Annotated in this window: 19 protein-coding genes and 1 pseudogene; 8 read left to right on the plus strand and 12 right to left on the minus strand. The window is 52.1% G+C overall.

The features are described 5' to 3' along the window. Nucleotides 1-355: 355 nt before the first annotated feature. From NFS22_RS20715 to NFS22_RS24170, 6 genes and pseudogenes are all read right to left on the minus strand, one after another. Nucleotides 356-2314, minus strand: a complete 1959-nt coding sequence (locus tag NFS22_RS20715) for an FtsX-like permease family protein (RefSeq protein ID WP_251319596.1) — start codon at nt 2312-2314, stop codon at nt 356-358. Next, a complete protein-coding gene (locus NFS22_RS20720) occupies nt 2295-3053 on the minus strand; it encodes an ABC transporter ATP-binding protein (protein WP_251319597.1) in 759 nt (252 codons plus the stop codon). Before NFS22_RS20720 ends, NFS22_RS20715 begins: the two co-directional genes overlap by 20 nt. Nucleotides 3054-3132: 79 nt before the next feature. Then, nucleotides 3133-4143 (minus strand): sensor histidine kinase, encoded by a 1011-nt coding sequence (locus tag NFS22_RS20725; protein ID WP_251319598.1) that lies wholly within the window; start codon nt 4141-4143, stop codon nt 3133-3135. Further along, complete coding sequence (locus NFS22_RS20730; RefSeq protein WP_251319599.1) at nt 4140-4805, minus strand: response regulator transcription factor; 666 nt, start codon at nt 4803-4805, stop codon at nt 4140-4142. The genes NFS22_RS20725 and NFS22_RS20730 overlap by 4 nt, the downstream gene beginning before the upstream one ends. Before the next feature lie 95 nt (nt 4806-4900). After that, nucleotides 4901-5398 (minus strand): PucR family transcriptional regulator ligand-binding domain-containing protein, encoded by a 498-nt coding sequence (locus tag NFS22_RS20735; protein WP_251319600.1) that lies wholly within the window; start codon nt 5396-5398, stop codon nt 4901-4903. A 273-nt stretch (nt 5399-5671) separates the two neighbouring features. Further along, nucleotides 5672-5765 (minus strand): annotated as a pseudogene (locus NFS22_RS24170) (transposase); the annotation flags it as partial. Between the two features lie 422 nt (nt 5766-6187). On the opposite strand from NFS22_RS24170, the gene NFS22_RS20745 reads away from it, so the two are divergent. The 4 genes from NFS22_RS20745 (at nt 6188) to NFS22_RS20760 (ending at nt 8663) form a co-directional block, all read left to right on the plus strand. Beyond that, nucleotides 6188-6520, plus strand: coding sequence for a DUF6017 domain-containing protein (locus NFS22_RS20745; protein ID WP_251319601.1), 333 nt, complete (start codon nt 6188-6190; stop codon nt 6518-6520). Then, nucleotides 6505-6714, plus strand: a complete 210-nt coding sequence (locus NFS22_RS20750) for a hypothetical protein (protein ID WP_251319602.1) — start codon at nt 6505-6507, stop codon at nt 6712-6714. The genes NFS22_RS20745 and NFS22_RS20750 overlap by 16 nt, the downstream gene beginning before the upstream one ends. Further along, complete coding sequence (locus NFS22_RS20755) at nt 6707-7873, plus strand: transposase (RefSeq protein WP_251319603.1); 1167 nt, start codon at nt 6707-6709, stop codon at nt 7871-7873. Before NFS22_RS20750 ends, NFS22_RS20755 begins: the two co-directional genes overlap by 8 nt. A gap of 388 nt (nt 7874-8261) precedes the next feature. After that, nucleotides 8262-8663: a hypothetical protein gene (locus NFS22_RS20760; RefSeq protein WP_251319604.1), complete on the plus strand. Its 402-nt coding sequence runs from the start codon at nt 8262-8264 to the stop codon at nt 8661-8663. Here NFS22_RS20760 and NFS22_RS24175 read toward each other — a convergent pair. Further along, nucleotides 8578-9126, minus strand: coding sequence for an IS630 family transposase (locus NFS22_RS24175; RefSeq protein ID WP_420908898.1), 549 nt, complete (start codon nt 9124-9126; stop codon nt 8578-8580). The two genes, NFS22_RS20760 and NFS22_RS24175, sit on opposite strands and share 86 nt — an antisense overlap. A 42-nt stretch (nt 9127-9168) precedes the next feature. Further along, entirely contained in the window at nt 9169-9621 is a 453-nt protein-coding gene (locus NFS22_RS20765) for a winged helix-turn-helix domain-containing protein (protein WP_251319605.1), read from the minus strand. A gap of 300 nt (nt 9622-9921) precedes the next feature. On the opposite strand from NFS22_RS20765, the gene NFS22_RS20770 reads away from it, so the two are divergent. Genes NFS22_RS20770 through NFS22_RS20780 form a run of 3 tightly spaced genes read left to right on the plus strand, consistent with a single transcriptional unit; the run spans nt 9922 to nt 13519 of the window. Next, nucleotides 9922-10338, plus strand: a complete 417-nt coding sequence (locus tag NFS22_RS20770; protein WP_251319606.1) for an RrF2 family transcriptional regulator — start codon at nt 9922-9924, stop codon at nt 10336-10338. A 16-nt stretch (nt 10339-10354) separates the two neighbouring features. Further along, on the plus strand, nt 10355-12268 hold the full coding sequence (locus NFS22_RS20775; RefSeq protein ID WP_251319607.1) for an acyl-CoA dehydrogenase family protein: 1914 nt from the start codon (nt 10355-10357) through the stop codon (nt 12266-12268). 33 nt (nt 12269-12301) lie between these two features. Continuing rightward, on the plus strand, nt 12302-13519 hold the full coding sequence (locus NFS22_RS20780) for an FprA family A-type flavoprotein (RefSeq protein WP_251319608.1): 1218 nt from the start codon (nt 12302-12304) through the stop codon (nt 13517-13519). Between the two features lie 66 nt (nt 13520-13585). Here the strand turns inward: NFS22_RS20780 and NFS22_RS20785 are convergent, their stop codons facing one another. The 3 genes from NFS22_RS20785 to NFS22_RS20795 all read right to left on the minus strand — a co-directional run bounded on the left by NFS22_RS20785 (nt 13586) and on the right by NFS22_RS20795 (nt 16933). Continuing rightward, nucleotides 13586-14191, minus strand: a complete 606-nt coding sequence (locus tag NFS22_RS20785) for a WG repeat-containing protein (RefSeq protein ID WP_251319609.1) — start codon at nt 14189-14191, stop codon at nt 13586-13588. A gap of 3 nt (nt 14192-14194) precedes the next feature. Continuing rightward, the gene (locus NFS22_RS20790; RefSeq protein WP_251319610.1) at nt 14195-14818 is read right to left on the minus strand and encodes a WG repeat-containing protein; all 624 of its coding nucleotides are present in this window, start codon (nt 14816-14818) and stop codon (nt 14195-14197) included. 828 nt (nt 14819-15646) lie between these two features. Continuing rightward, nucleotides 15647-16933 (minus strand): IS4 family transposase, encoded by a 1287-nt coding sequence (locus NFS22_RS20795; RefSeq protein WP_251319611.1) that lies wholly within the window; start codon nt 16931-16933, stop codon nt 15647-15649. Between the two features lie 651 nt (nt 16934-17584). Here NFS22_RS20795 and NFS22_RS20800 point away from each other — a divergent pair. Next, the gene (locus tag NFS22_RS20800; RefSeq protein ID WP_251319612.1) at nt 17585-17890 is read left to right on the plus strand and encodes a hypothetical protein; all 306 of its coding nucleotides are present in this window, start codon (nt 17585-17587) and stop codon (nt 17888-17890) included. A gap of 125 nt (nt 17891-18015) precedes the next feature. On the opposite strand, the gene NFS22_RS20805 is transcribed toward NFS22_RS20800, so the two are convergent. Continuing rightward, nucleotides 18016-20199 (minus strand): HD domain-containing protein, encoded by a 2184-nt coding sequence (locus NFS22_RS20805; protein ID WP_251319613.1) that lies wholly within the window; start codon nt 20197-20199, stop codon nt 18016-18018. Nucleotides 20200-20764 lie beyond the last annotated feature (565 nt).

Below are 20764 nucleotides of genomic sequence, written 5' to 3' on the forward strand. Positions count from 1 at the left end.
CCGTTCTTCATCCGTTAATGTTACAATGTATTTGTGGTTCATTCCTCATCACCCGAGAGTATTTTACCACATTTCTCACTTCTCCACTACTTCTATTTTCTATCTTGGTGAAGTACTAGTAGTAGCTTTTGGTTACTGATTTTGTCAACTACCTTATTCCCAAAAACGCTTAATGGAGTGAAATCAGCGAGGGCATTTTGGACTTTCCAAAAAAGATTGTCCAAAATACCCTCGCCAATTCAAGAGTCCCCTATTTACCATCCGCTCCGTTGGTTCCGCAGAGGAATTTCCTGTTCCGGGTCAAGTTATGGGTCAAACAGCCCGGTGGGGAACAGGAGGCCGCTTCTCCCTACGCTCACTGCGGCAGTACGTTCCGCCTCAAGCTGGTATAGGCCAGCAGAATGTAGATGGCATAGATCAGGAAGAAAATCCCCAGTGAGATTGCCACAATGGCCCCAGGGCTGTTCATCCCCACCATCACTCCCGGCTCGGGGGCGCGGGACAAGTGGAGGATAAAGGGTATGCCGATCAGCACAGGCGGCACGGCAGGCAGGACGTAGTAAATGGCGAACTGGTTTCGCAGAGTCCTTGCCATCTCCCGCCGGTCCATGCCCAGCTTTTGCAGGAGCTGAAACTGTCGCTTGTACCGCTCTGTTTCGCTGAGCTGTTGGATAGTAAGGATGGTGGCGGCGGTCATGGTCAAGGCCAGGGCCAGGTAGAAGAGGGGAAAGACGACCAGGACCGTCTGGGCCGCCTCTTCCGCCTTTTCCGAGGCTCTGGTGTGAATCTCATCATAGCTTGGCTCCAGAAGATTCTGTTCTCCCAGTCTGTAATTGATGTCACACAGAAGGTTAAATTGGGCCTCCGTCACTGGCTGGGCAGTCTTGGCCGCATAGGCGTGGTGAAACACCGGAAGGTCCTCCGCCACTTCGTCCGGCACCACTAGGATATACCGCGCCCCGTTGCCCGTGTCGTAATTTTGCAGCAGGTGTTCCGCGTGGACCCCGCCGGGAATCAGGCTGGCGCCTCCCAGGGAGATGGGCTGGGTGTAGCCGGTCAAATGCTTTTCCAGGTAGGCCCTGCAGTGGATGAGATACTCCCCCGGCTTCAATTCCACCGGCGGGTATCCGGCAATGGCGCGGAGCGCGGCGTAGTCGCTGTACCGCAGCACCGGGTCTCGGTCAAAGTAGCGGTGATAGTCCTCTCCCATGCGCTCCACATAGTCCATGACCCGGCTGTCCTCCGCTTGGTAGACGCAGTAGTGCAGATCCCGTTCTAAGGAAATATTGTCCTGGATGAAATCGAAATAATCCTGGCTGACCGGCCCGTCGCCGGCAGCGCCGATATACAGGTCGAAGCAGGCGTTTTCCGCCGCACGGCCCGCGAAAAGCCCCCGGAAAACCAACCCGGCCCCCTCGGAGATCAGGGTGGCCGTAAAAATCATGGAGATGGTGGCCATCAGCACACCCATGGTGGCCAGCTTGGCTGTCAGGGTACGAAATACCAACAGGCTTTGTCCCCGGTACTTCCGGGCGGGCCGCCGGTCGAAGAAGGCGGGTACACCGGAGGCGAAGCTGAGGAAAAAGCCGAACAGGAACGCAATGACGCATCCCGCCCCGGTGACGCCCAAAATGGCGCCTCCCGCCATCAGCAGACAGGTTCCGGCCACACCCAGCACAATGGAGAAAGAGAACATCCAGCGGCGCACATTTCCCGTTTGAATGACCATGCCCTCGTTGGCACGGTCAACATAGATCAGGTCGTGGATATTCGCCCTGCGGATATATTTGCGGCTGCGGCGAAGGGCAAAGAGATAGATCAAGGCAAAATAGAGGACCGTCAGTCCCAAGGCGGGGAGGGAAAAGTTGAATGAAAAGGCGTAGGGCAGGCCGAACAGCGCCAGTACAATGGCACGGAACGCCTGATAGAACAGCCCGCCCAGGGCGGTCCCCAGCACCAGGGCACAGCCGCCCACAGCCAGATTCTCCAGAAAGAACAGCCGGGCTAATTGCCGGTTCTCCAAGCCAATGAGCAGATAGAGCCCCAGCTCCCGGCCCCGGCGCAGAAGCATGAATCTGGTGGCGTAGGCCACCAGCCAGCCAAAGACGCACACCACCACCACGCTGGCCAGCACGATCATCAGAGGAAGTACGGAGATACCCTTGGACAAGGTGATGATCTCCTGAGAGAATACCAGCCCGTTAAACGAATACAGCAGGGCCGCAGCCATGACCACTGTGACAAAATAGACCAGATAATCCTGGGCCTGGCGCTTGGCGTTGCGCAGGGAGAGCTCAGATAACGTCACTGACATCACCCCCCAGCGCGGCAAGAACATCCAGAATTTCATGGTAGAATACGGGCCGTCCCCGTTCTCCCCGGAGCAGCTCATTGAACACCCGCCCGTCCTTCAGGAACAGCACCCGTTTGGCATAGCTGGCGCTGTAGGCGTCGTGAGTAACCATGAGGATGGTAGCGCCCATGTCCTGGTTCATGGTGGTCATGATTTCCAGCAGATTCTTAGATGCCTTGGAGTCCAGCGCCCCCGTGGGTTCATCCGCCAGCAACAGGGATTGCCCAGCCACCATCGCTCTGGCGCAGGCGGTTCGCTGCTTCTGTCCGCCGGAAATCTGGTAGGGGAACTTGGTCAGTATGTCGGTAATCCCCAGCTTTTGAGCCACATCACGCACTTTGCTTTGTACCGCTTTGGGGTCGGTATGGTTCAGCGAGAGAGCCAGCCCGATGTTTTCCTCAACGGTCAGGGTATCCAGAAGATTGAAGTCCTGGAAGACAAAACCCAGCCGCTCCCGGCGAAATTTCGCCAATTCTTCCTCGCTGAGATCGGCGATGTTCACACCGTCCAGCAGGATTTTTCCGGCGCTGATGGTGTCGATGGTGGAGATACAGTTGAGCAGAGTGGTTTTTCCACTCCCTGACGCACCCATGATGGCCAGAAACTCCTCAGCCTCCACGTCAAAACTCACCCGCTCAAGCGCCTTAGTGACGTTGTTTTTGCTTCCGTAATACTTTTCGATGTTCTGTACTTGTAACATGGCAGTTTGCCTCCTTTGCTTATGGCTCTATGGTACACCAGAAGCGAAGGCTGTTGTATCGAAGTTATATTGATTTGTCTTACAGTTTTGTAAGATTTTGCTTTGCGGGAAAGGTGAGGGTAACAGTGGTTCGCTTTCCTTCCTCAGAGACAATCTCCAGTCCAAGCTCCAGGAAACCAGACAGTTTTCTGCATAGATACAGGCCCATACCAGTGGAACCGCCCCGGCTGCGTCCGTTGCTGCCGGTAAAACCTCTGTCAAACACACGGGGAAGTTCATGGGCGGGAATACCAATGCCATTGTCTGAGACAGTAAGCTGTACCTGTTTTCCGAGAGGCTTGGCTGAAAGGGTGATTACCGGTTCCGGTCCCCGATAGCGGGCGGCGTTTTGCAGCAGCTGACCCAGGATGAATACTGCCCACTTTTCATCGGTATAGACCGTACAGTCCAACCCCTTTGTCTCCACCTGGATGCCATTTTGAATCAGTAGGGAGCGATGGTTCTCAATCGCCTGGGCAGCGATTTTCTCCAGCTTCACCTGTCGAAGCACGCAGTCTTGCTCCGGGTTCTCCGCACGGGCGTAGAACAATGCCCGCTCTACATGGGCCTCGATTTGACTGAGTTCCGCTGTGAGCTTCCGGCGGGTGCCCCCGTCCAACTCCCGACAAATGAGGCGGGCGGCGGTGAGAGGGGCTTTGATCTCATGCACCCAGCGTTCCACATATTCCCGGTACTCCCTTTGGGATGCCTGGGCGTCAGATACCGCGCCAGTCATATCGCGGCCAGCCAGGCGGGTCAGGTCAAAGAGCCGCCGTTCAAACAGCCCTTTTGGCTGCGGAACGCACTCCGTAAACAGGTATTTACGGTCCAGACCATCCAGAATAGATTTCAATTCCAGAAAGCGGGCGCGCTGCTGAAAGAAATCAAACATATTCACCATCAGGAAAACCAGCAGGAACACGATCAGCAAAATCACCAGAACTCCTGACTGTGTTCCCGTGGCGAAAAGGAACAGCGTTGCCAGTCCGGCGCAGATCACTTGGAGCGCGATACGCTTCAGCCGGTCCGACAAAAATTCCCGCAGTGTCATAGTTGATACCCCATTCCGCGCCGGGTCTTGATGGCGTCTGGCAGACCGATCTGCGCCAGCTTTCCCCGCAGCCGGGTCATATTCACGCTGAGGGTGTTGTCATCAATGTAAATCTGGCTGTCCCACAGGGCGTCAATCAGATCGGCCCGAGAAACAATCTGCCCGGTATGGACCATCAGGCAGGCCAAAATTTGCAGTTCATTCCGGCTGAGTTCCACGGCTTTCCTGCCGGACGACACAACCCCTTTTGTCAGGCTCAATCGCAGTTCACCGGCCTCCAGTAAATCAGCTTGTTCCGGTTCGCCGCTCCGGCGCAGAACCGCTTTAATTCGAGCCAGCAGGACGGGGACGCTGTATGGCTTGGTGATGTAGTCGTCCCCGCCCAGGCTCAGCGCCCGTACCTCGTCCGCACCGGCATCCCGGCTGGTGACAAAAACCACCGGCGCGGGAATGGCCTTCCGCAGCGCCGCACAAAGAGAGAAGCCGTCCTTGCCCGGAAGGCCAATGTCCAAAAGAATTAAGTCCGGGCGTTCCAGCGCCGCCTGAGCGGGTATATCGATAAACTCCGAAATTACAAGAGGCGTATATCCCTCATTTTCCAGGAGCAGCGCCAGTTCCTCCCGAATGGCCGGGTCATCTTCTACGATCATGATCTTTTGCATGAGATCTGCCTCCGTGAACTGTTTTTTTCATCATAGCACGAATGTGCGTCAGATGTCCATAGTGGGAACGATGATCGCGGATGAAACGCATACGGTTACCATCCCAGAACAAGGAACGGAACAGAGGAAATCGGGGGATTTGAGGACGGGTGCATCTGGTTTACCGCGATACTGTTGTGTAGCAGAGCGGTCTGCCGGCGGAGAAGTTCGTCAGAGACCGCCTTGGTGATATCGGCGAACCGGATCGTAGGCGGCAGCGCTATCAAAGGAAACTCCTGCTCTCTTGCCGCCGAGATCATGTATTCTGGAATTGTTCCCAGAAACCGTGAGGGCTTGATACATACACCCGCCAACCCCTTTTCCGCAAGGTGTCCAATGAATGCGGACAGAGCGGGTGCATCACCGCAGATGGCGTAGCAGTTTGTAACCAGCAATTCATGGGGGGAGACCCAGTCATAGTAATCCGGCGTGTCTGTCAAATTTACACCGGCGACGGGAATATCCAGGGCGGCCTCTCCGCTCAGTACCTGGCTATTTGAAAATATATCCTGTCGCAATAATTCCCCAAGGGTTGGATAATTTGCGTATTCCACTATGCAGTACCTCTTCCTAATGCGATCACCCGCCAGACTCAGTTCTGGCGGGTGGCTTTTTTCTACAGCAGAAACTTTTTCTAAAACACAAAAATAAAACGTCGCTTTTGATCGCTGGAGGTTGTGGTATAGGGATGAGGAGACCTACGCTCTGATTCTAATAACCAATAAAAGCATTTAAAATCCAAATTCTCCCTGTAATGTGAGAGATGAGCTCAGGCAAGAGGGAGCAAATGGTAAGGCAGAGACGATCCACAACCTTATCCAAAGAAGGAAAGACTTCGTTTTTAAAGCCTCGTTTCCTAATTTCTTTCCAAATCTGTTCAATGGGATTCATTTCCGGCGTATAGGGAGGAATGTAAAAAAGGACAATATTTTCTGGGATGTCCATTTTCCGCTTTCTCCCGAAACGGCTTCAGCAGTGACGCCTCTTCTTCCTCGCTCATGTTCCGGCGGTTTCCGCCGTAATGGTTCCCGGATATGGCTCCTATTCCACCTGCTCGGTACTTTGCGGTGAGTTATGGTCGACTCCATCCTTGAGATAACGATTCAAGTAGAATGCTCGGACTATTTTGGCATAAGCGATTGGTTTCTTGAGAGGCATAGGAATGTGCTAAGATAGTCTGTTTAGTATCACAAAACCTTGTATAGATGAAAAAGATACCGCCCGAAAACAGCAAAACAAAATCACATAATCAAATCGAAAATCGATATTGCATCGCAAAAACAGGTAAGAAAAGTTTGGTTTTCCAAAACGGTCTCCCGTTTCAAAAAATTTACGCACCAAAGATGCAAAATCCGCTTTTTGCGGACGGAGTAAACTCGCTATCTACCCACCCCCAGAGTGGCCGGAAAAGTCCGGCAGAGCTGATTACGGAAACACTGTGCAGTACCCGCCCGACTATCCGTATCGGCGGCGAGGACATACCCGCCGAGCAGGTCAAATCCCGTTTTTTGACGTTGGATTGTGAACACATCAACTATGTGTTTGAGAGCATGGCCCGCAACTCCACCGACATCCGTAACATCCGGGCCTACCTGCTGACCGCCCTGTATAACGCCACCATTACCATCAACAGCCACTATCAAGCGGAAGTCCGGCGGGATTGGAACAACTGTTAGACTGTGAAAACAAACCTCAATTTGGAACTGTTGGCAAAGTGCCCCCAAAGCGATCAAAATATGGTATAATTAGAGATGGGAAGGGGTGGGGATATGCAGTTAAAATATCACATGGTAACGATAGAGGATTTGGTGCCGGAAAACCATTTTTTGCGGAAGTTGGAATAGGCACTGGATCTGTCATTTGTGTATGAGGAAACCGCACACCTATACAGCCGGAAGTATGGCCGTCCACCCATTGACCCGGTGGTACTGGTAAAATACCTGCTGGTTGGCTTTTTGTACGGCATCCCATCGGAGCGGCAGATTGAGGAACGGTGTGCGGACAGCAATGCGTTTCGCTGGTATTTGGGGATAGATCTGGATGAGCGGGTACCGGATCACAGCACAATCTCTCAACTGCGGCGGCGGAAGCCGGCATTTCGAAAGGTACTCCGGCGGCTGTTTGAGCGGGTAGCCCAGCAATGTATCGACATGGGACTTGCCAGCGGGCGGCTGGTGGCAACAGACTCCACCCATGTAAAGGCCAGCGCCTCCCCAGCGTCCATGTACATGGTGGAAACGTCTGAAGGGCCGGGTGCGTACTGGGAACGGCTGAATACCTATGAGGAACAGGCCGGAGAATATCTGGCACAAAAGACAGGGAAGCAAAAGAAGAAACGGATAAAAATGCTGAAACGGAAACCAAAACACCCCCACAGGCGGGTCAGCCGGACAGATTCGGACGCTGGCTGGCTCAATCGCGCCAATAAGCCCCATGGGATGTATTACCTGAGCCATCAGACCTTGGATGCAGACCACGGTATCATCCTGGATGTGGCGGTGACAGCTGGGGACGCCAGCGATAAAACACCGTATCTGGAACAGATGGAACGGGTCATGGAGCTGCTCCCGGTGCAGAAGGCCACAGCTGATTCCGCGTATGATTTTGGACTGGCCCATCAGGTATTGGGAGAACATGGCGTTTCCTTTTTTGTCCGTCCAATGGAGAACAGTCCTCATCCGAGCGTAGAATTCCGCAGGGAACACTTCCAGTATGATCAAAGCAATGATTGTTTCCGCTGCCCCAGCGGGAAAGAACTCACCTTGACCAGAGTAAGCAGGAACGCAGGCAGCAGCCTGCATTGGGTGTATAGTGCCCAGCCGTCTGACTGCCAAAGCTGCCCGATGAAGGAGCGGTGCCTGAACAAGAGCCTGAAAGACAAGGCCCGGCGGCTGACGCGCAGTGTTTTTGAAGATGCTTCCCAGACAAATCTCAGCCAGGCGGATTCGCCGGAGTACCGGCAGGCCCTCCGGCTGAGGCAGATCTGGTGCGAAGGTACATTTCCATCCAGAAATGGAGCCACAACCTGACACGCGTCTTACGACGGGGCTTAGAGGCAGCGGAGGATCACTGCCTCCTTTCCGCCACGGCCTTGAACCTGAAGAGGATGATAAAGTGCATGGTATGACGCCGGGTTGGGCGTCTTTTTTCTTGCGCTGTTTCACCTAAGCGCCTTCTCGCCACTTTGTCAACAGTTCCACATTGGGCGGTATCACTGCGCCTCCGGCACCTACAAGTCGGAAACCAACAAGGCGCAGCAGGTAAGTATTACCAGGAGCACGGCCAGGACCAATATCCACAACTTGGGGGCGAACTTCTGGCAGATGGACTTTGCTCAGATGTGGTACGTTGGGATACTGTTCCTGGTGGAGTTCGCTGACTGGAATGGTGAGCGGATTGGCCGGGGCTGTTCGGCGCGTGGCTCCAAGGAGAACAACGGCAGCCAACCGGGATACCTACGGCTATACCCAGTACCGCAACATCGAGGGCTGGTGGGACAATGTGTGTGACTGGATGGACGGCTGCTACTACAACACCAACGGTCTGAACGTCATCCAAAATCCCAACCAGTCCAGCGACAGCGCCAACGGCGTTCTGGTGGGTAAGCCGGTAGCTGGTTATCCGCCTGATTTCACCATTCCGACTCAAAGCGGTCTGGAGTGGGCACTGTTCCCCAGTGCGGCAAGTGGCAGCATCACGAGTTATGTCCCGGATGACTGGATCTTTAATGGTATTACTCCCGAATTAGAACATAGGAAATCTGGTTATGTTGAAAGAAAGCGGAGACCTTATCAGAGCAATGTTGAAAGGTACGCATGAAGGAAGCTGTTTTATGGCGGATATCGTATTTGGTCCGAGGTAAGTCGCCAGAATGGATTGAGAGCTTCAACGCGTGATTGAGATATTCGTCCGGATTGCTCTCCGGGGCATAGGGCGGCAAAAAGAACAGTTCGATTTTATCCTGGTGCCTGTCCAGCCAGGCTGCAGCCTTCTTCCCATGGTGCACCTTTAGATTGTCCAAAATCAGGAAAACCTTTTGGTTGGAGGTCCGAATCAACCGGTCCATAAATTGGATCAGGCGCTGCTGATTCATGGAATCCTCACACAGCATAAAGCGAACGTCTCCCTGCCTGCTCAGGGCGGAAAGCATATTCAGCCGCTCTCTTTTCGTCTCCACCGGCAGAATCGGAGGCCGCCCTTTGGGTGTAAACCTGCGCTCAGAGTTTGAGCAATTGTCGATCCCAGTCTCGTCTCCCCAGTAAATCACGGCATTTTCCGCCATCGCTCGCTGGGCGATGGCTGGATATTCCTCCTCCTGCCACCTTTAGATGCGAGAAGGATCCTGTTTCCGGGCGCGTTTCACCGGACGCTGGCAGGTCAATCCCCAGCGCCGCATATAATCCGACACACTCCCGTCTGATATCTTTTTCCGATACTTTTTCCAGACGTATGCGCACACTTTCTTCAGCGTCCACAGACTGCCGGCGAGCCCAAATTCCTCTGGACGGCGTGTTATGACCGTTTCTCGTATTTCTGCCTGCTCCTCCGGTGTCAGCCGCAGATGTGTCCCTTTCTGAAACCCGCGTTTCTTCGGTTCCAGGGAACTGTCTCCCTCTCGCTGATACGCCGTCCATATTTCGCTAATGCGACTCTGCCGTACTCCGGTTAATTCCTCAATTTCTTTCCCGGTTTTCCCCATCTTTTTGAGGCGTACGACCTGACGGCGTATCTGCGTGAGTTCTCCTCTATTCAATTTTCGTAAATCTACGTGTTCCATGCTGTCTATTTTACCACTTTCTGCATCTTTTTTCTAGATTATTTTTCAGGAGTAATATTGTAACAGCTGTTTTTTGAAAAGACAATCTGCGGTATATTTCTACGAACTGTAAATAGGTCAGGGCTGCCGTAGATAAACTCTTGTCAAATGCAAAGGATGTCCGCGTCGCCGGCATACCAGCGAAGCAGCCGCTTTTTCGTCAGAATGCTGAAAATCAAATTTTTCCGTCCAAATAGATTGACAAATTGACCAGATATAGTATAATGGACTAAAATGGTACTATTTAGAGGGTGTGATCCTTTGCTGATAACCCGTGAGATGGACTACGCTCTGCGCATTCTCCGGGCGATGTATCAAAACGGACATATGTCTGCCGCCGCCATCGCCCAGCGGGAACATATACCAAAGGCTGTTACGTTAAAGGTTTTGAAGCAGCTTCACGCCGCCGGGCTGGTGCTCAGCCGCCGGGGCTCCAATGGTGGATACCTCCTGCGCAAGAACTGCGGAGAACTATATCTGGGAGACCTGTTCTGTATGCTGGGGGAGCCGTTGCGGCTGAACCGCTGCCAGAAGCCGGGCTACCGGTGCGAGAACCGTCCCGAGGGGGACTGCGGCCTGTGCCGGGAACTGTCCCGTATTCAGGAGGTGCTGGACGGAGAGCTTCGCAAAACACCATTGAGCGCAATTTTTCAGGAAGCAGAGGAAATTTGTCAATAAAGGAGGAAATATCTGTATGCTGTATCAAACCACACAGGAGCATGAGGGGCTGCGGGCCAAGGTACGGGAATTTGCCGAGGCCGAGGTGAAGCCCATCGCCTTCATGCTGGACCAGAACAACCAGTTCCCCCATGAGGCCGTGAAAAAAATGGGTGAACTGGGCCTGATGGGCCTGCCCTACGAGAAGAAGTACGGCGGGGCCGGGGCGGATGCCCTGAGCTACGCTATCGCCGTGGAGGAGCTGTCCCGAGTAGACGGCGGCGTTGGAGTGATCCTGTCGGCCCACACCTCGCTGGGCACCTACCCCATCTACGCCTTCGGCACCGAAGAACAGAAGATGAAGTACCTGCCCAACTTATGCTCCGGCAAGAAGCTGGGGGCCTTCGGCCTCACCGAGCCCAACGCCGGGTCTGACGCCGGCGGCACCGAGACCACCGCCGAGAACATGGGGGATTACTACCTCCTCAACGGCGAGAAAATTTTTATCACCAATGGCGGTGAGGCTGACACCTATGTGGTGTTCGCCGTCACCACCCCCGGCATCGGCACCCGGGGCATCTCCGCCTTTATCGTGGAGAAGGGCTGGGAGGGCTTCACTTTTGAGGAGCACTATGACAAAATGGGCATCCGCTCCTCCGCCACCTGCCAGCTGAATTTCAACAATGTGAAGATCCCCAAGGAAAACCTGCTGGGCAAGGAGGGCCAGGGCTTCAAGATTGCCATGTCCACCCTGGACGGGGGACGCATCGGCATCGCCGCTCAGGCCCTGGGTATCGCCCAGGGGGCCTATGAGGCTGCTGTGGAGTATTCCAAGGAGCGGGTTCAGTTTGGCAAGCCCATCTGCCAGCAGCAGAACATCGCTTTCAAGATTGCCGACATGGCCACCAAACTGCGCTGCGCCCGGTTCCTGATCTACTCCGCCGCCGAGCTGAAGCAGGCCCACGTGCCCTACGGCATGGAGTCCGCCATGGCCAAGCAGTATGCCTCCGACATCGCCTTGGAGGTCACCAACGACGCGCTGCAAATCTTCGGCGGCTGCGGCTACCTGAAGGGCATGGAGGTGGAGCGGTTCTACCGGGACGCTAAGATTACCACCATCTACGAGGGCACCAACGAAATTCAGCGTGTTGTGATTGCCGCCCACATCCTGGGCAAGGCCGCCAAGGAGGCCCCCTCCGCCGCTGCCACCGGCCCCCGGGGTCCCGAGACCGGTGCCCGGAAGCGCCTGGTCCTCAAGGACGGCACTGCCCAGGAGAAGGTGGCGGCCCTGGTCGCCAACCTGAAAAAGGACGGCCACGACTTCACCGTGGGCATCCCCATGGACACCCCCATCACCCAGGCTGAACGGGTGGTGTCCGCTGGACAGGGCATCGGCGAGAAAGAGAACATGAAGCTCATCGAGGATCTGGCCCGCGCCGCCGGTGCCGCTGTCGGCTCCAGCCGCCCCGTGGCCGAGACGCTGAAATATGTACCCCTCAACCGCTATGTGGGTATGTCTGGCCAGAAGTTCAAGGGCAACCTGTATATTGCCTGCGGCATCTCCGGGGCCGTCCAGCACCTGAAGGGCATCAAGGACGCCTCCTGCATTGTAGCCATCAACAAAAATCCCAACGCCAAGATCTTCAAGAACTGCGACTACGGCATTGTGGGTGACGTGATGGAGATCCTGCCCCTGCTCACCGCTGCCCTGGACACCGGAGAGAAGCTCCCCGCCCCGCCCATGACCAAGATGAAGCGCATGGCCCCCAAGAAGGTCTATCAGCCCCGGAAGCTGTACATCTGCAACGGCTGCGGCCATGAATACGACCCCATGCAGGGCGATATCGAAAATGAGGTCAAGCCCGGCACCGCCTTCAAGGATCTGCCCGAGGGCTGGACCTGCCCCCACTGCGGCGAGGGCGTGGACGCGTTCTTCGAGATCGAGGCGTAACTACCACTAAAATGATAAAGGAGGCAATCCTATATGTATAATTACCGTATGGTCACCGATAACCTGTACTGGGTTGGCGCGGACGAGCACCGGCTGGCCCTGTTTGAGAACATCCACCCCCTGTACCACGGCGTGTCCTATAACGCCTATGTCCTGCTGGACGAGAAGACCGTCCTCTTCGATACCGCCGACTGGGCGGTGGGCCGGCAGTTCATCGCCAACGTGAAGGCCGTACTGGACGGCCGTCCCCTGGACTACCTGGTGATTAACCATGTGGAGCCCGACCACGCCGCCTCCATTGAGGAAATCCTCCTCCGTTGGCCCGAGGTAAAGATTATCACCACCCCCAAGGCGGTGACCCTGCTGAACCAGTTTGGCTTTGGCCTGGATCCCAGCGCTATTGAGGAGGTCAAGGAGGGTGATACCAAGTGCTTCGGCAAGCACACCGTGGCCTTCGTTTACGCCCCCATGGTTCACTGGCCCGAGGCCATGGTCACCTTCGACACCACCAACGGCGTCCTTTTCTCCGCCGATGCCTTCGGCTCCTTCCGCTCCCTGGACGGCAAGCTCTTTGCCGACGAGGTGGACTTTGACGGCGAGTGGATTGATGATGCCCGCCGGTACTACACCAACATCGTGGGCAAATACGGCCCCCAGGTGGTGGCCCTGCTGAACAAGGCCGCCAATATCGTGGGCTTGGACAACATCAAGATGCTCTGCCCCCTCCACGGGCCCATCTGGCGTAAGGATTTGGGCTATATCATTGACAAGTACACCCACTGGGCCACCTATGAGCCGGAGGAGAAGGGCGTCATGATCGTCTACGCCTCCATGTATGGCAACACCGAGGCCGCCGCCGAGGTACTGGCCGCCAAGCTCACCGCCCGGGGGATCACAAACACCCGGCTGTACGACGTGTCCTCCACCCATGTCAGCTACCTCATCTCCGACCTGTTCAAGTACAGCCACCTGGTGCTGGCCTCCGTCACCTACAACCTGGGCATTTTCCCGCCCATGCACAACTTCCTCATGGATATGAAGGCCCTCAACCTGCAAAAGCGCACCGTGGCCATCATGGGCAGCGGTTCCTGGGCCCCCCGTTCCGGCGCGCTGATGAAGGAGGAAATTGAGTCTTTGAAGAATATGACCGTCCTGGATGAGGAGATGACCGTTACCTCCTCCCTTAAGGCCGACAATGAGTCCGAGATCGACGCTTTGGCAGACGCCATTGCCAATTCCGTCCTGAAATAGAAAGGGAACCACCAAGATCAGCGAACTTTCTTTGTATAGGCATCCAAAGTGTTCGCCCCTGCCAACTTACATTGACAAAAAAGACGCAGGCAAAAATCCCGCACTTGGGAGGAGCTTCGTGTGGAAGTCCACAAAGAAACCCGTCAACCCTTGTAATATCAGGGGTTGGCGGGTTTTTCTCTGTAATTTTCCCTTATGTTTTCCCTTTACAGGTTTAAAACGTCTTTCATGAAGCTCTCCATTCGGATGGCGCTGTCTTGCTTCATGCGCTCTGTAAAGTGGCCGTATTTGTCCAGAGTAAAGGCGGCGGTAGCGTGGCCCAACTTCTCCAGCTTTGTTGATGTAGCCAGCCTTGCCGTTTTGTTTAACCGCAGCCAAACCTTCGAAAAATGGGGAGACTTCCGAATAGAGAAAGGGAATAGCCCATTCACCATTTTTATCAAGGAATCCACAAATAGGGCCAAATCTGGCTGCCGAAAGGCCCTCGGAAACACCATAGCACGCATCATATATCAGCGGAATTTTAAATGTACCATCTTTATCAATAAAACCGTAATCAAAATCTCCCCAATTTCCTTTTCGTACTTGCACCATATCCCATTCTGAACAATATAATATATCGGAATAATTTAATTCCGGTGGAATGACAAACTCATTTTTTTCGTTAATCAATCCCTATTTTCCATTTTTATAAACTTCTGCCAGGCCATTAGAGAAACCTAGCCCCGTAAGTCCATATTCAAAAGGAATCACAATCTCGCCGCTTTTATCAATAAATCCCCATTTGCCATTCTTTTGTACCGCCGCATAGCCATCAATAAAGCTGCGCCCAAAATCGTATTCAAAGGGAATCACAACTTTACCAGTTTTATCAATATAGCCATACTTGTACCCATCATCTTCAGATAGTATCTCTACCGCGGCCAGTCCCTCGGAAAAGTTATCAGCCAACTGGTAAATGCACGGAATAACCTGTTTCCCGTTTTTGTCAATATAGCCCCATAAATCCCATCCGGAATCTCTTGCGCGACTGACCGGGGCCAACCCCTCGGTAAAACGTTGAGTTTCAGAATATTGCAAGGGAATAACAAGCTTACCCGTCTGGTCCACAAAGCCATACTGATACGCTCCCTTATTCCTTCTGACACCCATCATTCCATCATCGAACCCAAGACTGCCGGAAGGTACCAGATCCTCGTCCAGCCAAACAACAGAGACTGTTTCTTCTGCTGACACTGGAACCATCAGCCCCATACACAGCGCAAAAGCCAACGCAAGGGAAAATATTTTCTTCTTCATTTACCTTCTTCCTCTCGAATTTTATTTCCAACGAAGCCCCGAAGGGCGGGCGGGGGATGTGCCCCCGCCCTGGGCTTTCGTCGGAAACATAAAAGCGGTGTTGAGCGTATAACTCAACACCGCCTGACTGAGCTTCAATCAAAGCGAAACACCAAACCCATTTCCTGTTGCAAATTGGGCGATATGACAGTATAATGGGAGATACGGTGTAGTCTACGTAAGACTATGGTGTTGAGTGGTATGGACACTCTTCATCGGAGCATAGCGGGCGGCAACCCGCTGTGCTCTGCCGCTATTTATGTCTCCACGGCTATTTTACCCTATGACGGAAGAAATTGCAAGGGCGTTTTCGGGGAAGGTCTGTAAAAACGGACTTTCCCGCTTTTTTATCGACATTTCCCGGACTTGTTGATTTTTCGGTGGTGTTTTTGGATTCTTGCGGTTTTGAAAATAACCGCTGATTTCTATATCATAAACAGGACATGTTGAAATTTGGATTTTTCCTTAACTTAACGGCTGATTTTGGGGCAATTTTCTTCAAAAAATGGGGAGGTGCAAAAACTGATTTTATGGCATTTCTGGGGCAAGTTGTATTTTTAGGGCAAGCGTGACTTATGCAGGAAAAGAAGCACTCCAGCCGTTTTCTACTACATTTCCGGGACATGTTGAGATTTCAGGCAAAACAACAATCTTGAACACAGATTTTCTGCCGTTAAGATAAGACGGCGCATTTTTTTGAAAAATCCCGCGATTTTGACCCCTAGAGGGGCTTTTTCAAAAAATAAACCAGGATAGGGGGCGGGCCGCGCAGACCTGGCCCCCCATTTTTTAAGCGGCCACCCGGTAGACGAATCCAGGGAACCCCTTCACCCGGAGATTGCGCTCATTCTGCCGTCCCGGTCGGATAGGGACGGTGTACCGCGCAATGTCGCTCAGCAGTTTGTCAGCGTCCGCCTTCGGCGTTCTGATAAACTCCCGGCACAGCGCAACAGCCATTTTGAAATTGACCTTATAGGCGTATATACCCTTTTTCGGCTGTCGGACTGCCACCTCCCGACAGACCCGGCTTGCGAAGTTAAATGCGGTTAAACTGGAAAATATTTCTTGCTCCGCAAATCCGTCTGATTTCCCGTGGAGATTTATTAGGCCCAACGTGTATTTGAGGTCACGGAAGGCCAATTCCTGGCCCCAGCGCATGTGGTAGAGGGCCTTTATATCGTCCGGTGTGAAAGAGCGCGGTAAGGATGTTGCCACCGTCTCAAACTCACCATTATCCAGCAGGAAACGGCAAATCCGAAAGCGCATGGGGTAATAGTTGCCAAAATCCCAGCGTCCGCGCCGGGTTTTAGACCCCGGTTTTGATTTTTTGGGGACTTGCAGGAACACATAATTTTGATTTTGCTTGTCAGTATTCTTTTGGGTCGTGCATATAGAAAAAGATATATCGCAATCCAGCCCCAGCATGGGGAGCTTTGCCACCTCGCGCATGGCAGAACGGCTTTGCTTTACCCGGATGAGAAAGTCCACGTTAGGCTTCTCTAACAGGTGCGCTATCATGTTGTAGCTCTCAAAACCACGGTCGGCAATAATGAGCGTCTTTTGGAAAAAACTGTTGCGTTGCAGCATTGTGACCAATGCGCCGATCTCATCCTTTTTCGGCTCCGGTTGTATCACCGTATCAATGAAAGTACGGGACAAAAGGTCATACAGCGGCGTTACATGGAGCTGATTCACCCCGTTTGGAATCCCGTCGTTGCAGACAAAGGACGCAGACGCAGGATTGCGGGGGAGATTGACTGTTGTACCGTCCACCGCAAAAAGACGGTATCCGTGGAACATCTCCGTATCGACACAAGCGGCATTAAACGAATCAAAGACAGCGCGGAACACAGCCGGGTCGATTTGAGCGCGGCGCTGGCTGACGGCGGACGCGGTGACTTCAATCCCGGCGGCATGGAGAATCTTATCTAAAGAGCCGCCTTCCGCGCCTATCAAAAGGCGGATGGTGTCGGCAACTGACAGCTTGCGATTGCGGAACAGCGGACCTCTAATTGCTTTCTCAGCCGCGCTCTTGATGGAACCATCAAGAGCATATTTGATTTGATTGATGTTCAAAAAAATTTTCCTCCGTTGGCTGTTTTGCCGCCGGACGAAAAAAGAACGGCAAAAGCACACCCCCAAAAGGCGGGGCGTGTCCTTGACGTTCTCGTTCGCTACTAACAATCTAAACTATGCGGTTATGTGTAATGTGGTTGTGTGGTTTTGTGGTCTGTTCAATGTAGGAAAATTCAAAAATCAATCAAAGCAAGTGAAATCAAAGCATTTAAACTTAATAAAAATGTGGTTTTGTGGTTATGAGTGATGTGATATTGTGTTTCTGTGGTTCATTCAAAACTTTCCATGCGACCGTCCGTCACGACGACTGCATATAGAGTACCATATCATGCGTAAATCTTCAATATTTTCTCGCATTTTTTACACTTTATTTACAATTTGACCTTAACTTAAGGATTTATCCGGTTTTCTACATAACTGTTAAGGGGGCAAATGCCCCGCATTTGCCCCCTTCTACCCTTAACTTAATGACATTGGTTTCTCGCCTGCATCTTTTTTATCAATACAAGTTGGAGTAAGCGGTCAAAATCGATTTATATTAGAAAAGATTTTATCCAACTTAAACTCAACGATCAATTTCTAATTGTCTACTTTCTAAGATTACTTCACACTCATCATAGAAGGATTATAGGAAGGAAAAGATAAGGCCAAATGATAACAGTCATTGTCCATACCCTTGCTCTTTATGCTGCTGGAGAGCACCATGAGTTTCAATGTTCTCTCACAGATTTTGATGACCTGCGTCTGCTTTTTCCTGTCCGACAAAAACTCAGACCCCGCCAATTTGGACAGAACCTGCTTTTTGATGGTATCCTTGGAGAAGGGGTGGGTTTGCCGGAGGATAACGCTGGTCACAAGATTCTGGAGATCTGCGGTGGTTTGGACGTCTGCTCCTGTTCTGACCTTGCACATAGATTACACCACTTTCCTGTTTTCTCGTACTTAGGATTGCGTTAAGAATCTCAGATTTTCTAGAAAGGTGCGGGTAAGTATTATACCCGAGAAAACCCCAAAATGCAAGCATGTTCTTCGAATTTACAAGAAATTCAAATTTTCCGCTTGCTTGGAAGTTCCTCGCTACCTCAGCATACCTGGGAATCGGACAAATTATCTTTGAAGAACTGGGGAAAGAGCCTGCTGAACTCAGTAGCTAGATCGTCTCCAATGCAACCCTGAACCTTTTCCGACAACTCGGTCAAGGTGTCCGCCGCTTTCTCTGCGCTGGGCAAACTTACATAGACATTCAACCACAGGTTGGCCATGCGGTGTGCTTGTAACAGGGGGAAAAGGGAGCCATTGATGTCATAGGGGTAGATCGTGCCATCCGGCGCATAGAGGTAAATCCGGTCGCGCAACTCATCGCTGATTCCCAGCTTGTAGCGGGTAGCATTCGGAGAAACGATAAAGTCGCTGATGGTATTGTTTTGCTGCTCACCTTCTAGTATATGAACGATACGACTCTCGCAACTCTCACCCAGGAAGTAAATCTCCAGCTCCTCGAAATCCGCTCTTGGCAGGATGTTGTCCATCAGGCGGCCAACTCGGTATAGGGATTCCTGGGCCTCCTGGGCATCCTCGCCGGTTTTGGAGAACAACTTTTGATATTCCCGCTGTAACAGCCTTTCCAGGCGTTCGTTGGTGATACCGGAGCGTAGGAGAATTTTTTCAATGAGATTTTTCGCATCCTTCTGACGCTTCAGCAGGGCGTAGTAGTGCTTATGATTCAGCAAGACCTCTTCCAAGAGGTCTTGTAGACGACGGATGTCGGCCGACGTCCGGACGGGAGAGCCGCTGGATTCCAATGCCTCGCAGGTACCATCATCGCTGAGCTTAATCAAGGCGCTGTGCAGTACGGAGATCAGCCAGGAGTCATTCCATTTTGCGGCTTTATTTTCCTCTTCCTGTTTCCCCAAAGTAGCCCCCAGCGCCGTCCACAGATCACATATATTGGCACAGATACACTCTTTGCCCACGGGTGTACACAAGTAGTCCCTGGCCAGTGTGGAAACAGCTTTTTGAAGCAGGTGGGCCGTCTTGGTAGAGCGGTGGTGATAGTTTATGCGAGAGAACACTTTATACCGGGCGACGAGGATATCATCCAAGTCATCGGCCATCTTTTCAGGAAAGGCAATGGTAAACTGGCCTTCCGGAGTGGAGGCTAGCATGGCCGAGCAGACGATACGATTATAAGGGATGCGGCCCCAGTCAATGCCAGAGTTTTCAGAGTCCCGAACGATATAATCCAGACGATCCGAATCAATGGGACCATCGATCATGCGGTGAAACGCCGTACATAATGGGTTCTGTTCCAGCAGTATGGCGAAAGTCAGTTCTATAACGGTGACATAATAGAGAGAACGGGTCGTTTTACAAGCCAGAGACTGCGAACGTTCGGTAGCCTCCTGGAGGAGCGTTCCGAAAATGCGTTGAAAAGCGCTTTGGAGCATTTTAAGCCCGATCTGCTCATGAAGGGCAGCATTGATGGTTTTTCCCGAATTTAGTAGAAGTTCTGGAGGGCTATGGCGGCCAATAAAGGGTTCGAGCATACTTTTGAGACAGGCGGCCTTTTCCTCCACAAAGTCTGAATGATCGTCCCCCTGTGGTCCGCAGCCATCATAGAGTTCCAACAGGGTTTCCTCGATGATGTGAGAAAACGGCGGATGTCCAATATCGTGGAAGAGCGCTGCGATACGGACGGCTTGCAAAGCACACTGGTAAAGAAACGCATAAAGAAGAGCAGCATCGGTGCCTCTGTGCTGATCGCCAGAGGACTGGGTGTGTTTGCCTAAAAGGTCAAAAAAACAGACGGACTGATGGGAAAGGGCAATATCGGAGACCGCACCGTTGCTCATCCCTACTGCTATAAGCGCTTTTAAATTGTCCATATCCTTGAATTTGGATTTGGGCAAGGCCTTCGCCAGCATATCTCCCGTATTGTTGAAATAAAACGCACTGTTGGTCCGATTTTTAAAAGCGTCCGCAATGATGGTGAACTGCTTATAAAGTTCATCAATAAACCTCTGGCGTATCTTTTTCGATGTGTTTGTAACAGAAGAAAAGAACATTTGCCCGGCCTGCTCCATCGTACCCAAGCAGTGCTCATATCGCTTTGTGCGGTTGGAGGGAAATGTCATATACACGGTGGAACTTTGATAGATGTCATGAAGCCGGTAGAAGAACGGGGTAGAGATCATACGTGACTCAATATCGCTCAAATATATAGTTCCGTGGATATTATCTGTAACCTGCCGCAGTTTTCCCTCCATGTTGCGTTCCTCCCCCGAATTATGTCTAAATCTGCCTTTTATTATATCACGTAAAAAAAATTTGTCTACAAAAATATTCCATACATGCAGAAAATTTCAACTCTATCCAGAGGACAATTGCTACTTTAAAAGTCGAGTCAGTTGAACTATTTTCCCCAAAAGTGAGCATATCATATATCACCTATATCCGCAGGTAGTTATGATTAAACTCTGTACAAACCCAAAAAGTTACTCAGTATACAGCTTGTCGAAAAACTACCGGATAGAAAAAACGAGGTATCCTAAATGCGAGGGAGCACAAGGGGGCGGTGCCCGTCTCGCATTAGATCTCATGTCTGTAAACGCCTGCATAGCAGGCGTTTGCGCCGTATCGTAGCAGATTTTCAGGCTGTCAAAAAAGTCCGTCAGGACTTTTTTGACAGCCTGCAGTATACTCTTGGAGTTGTATCAGGGCCCTTTCCCGTATGTTTTCCCATTCTATCAAAATGTAAGAAGCTGTACCAATAGATAAAAAGGTGCTATAATGAGGGTATGATACAGAAAAATGAGAGACGCAGATATGCGA

Source organism: Flintibacter muris (assembly GCF_943192995.1).
GTDB classification, from domain to species: domain Bacteria; phylum Bacillota; class Clostridia; order Oscillospirales; family Oscillospiraceae; genus Lawsonibacter; species Lawsonibacter muris.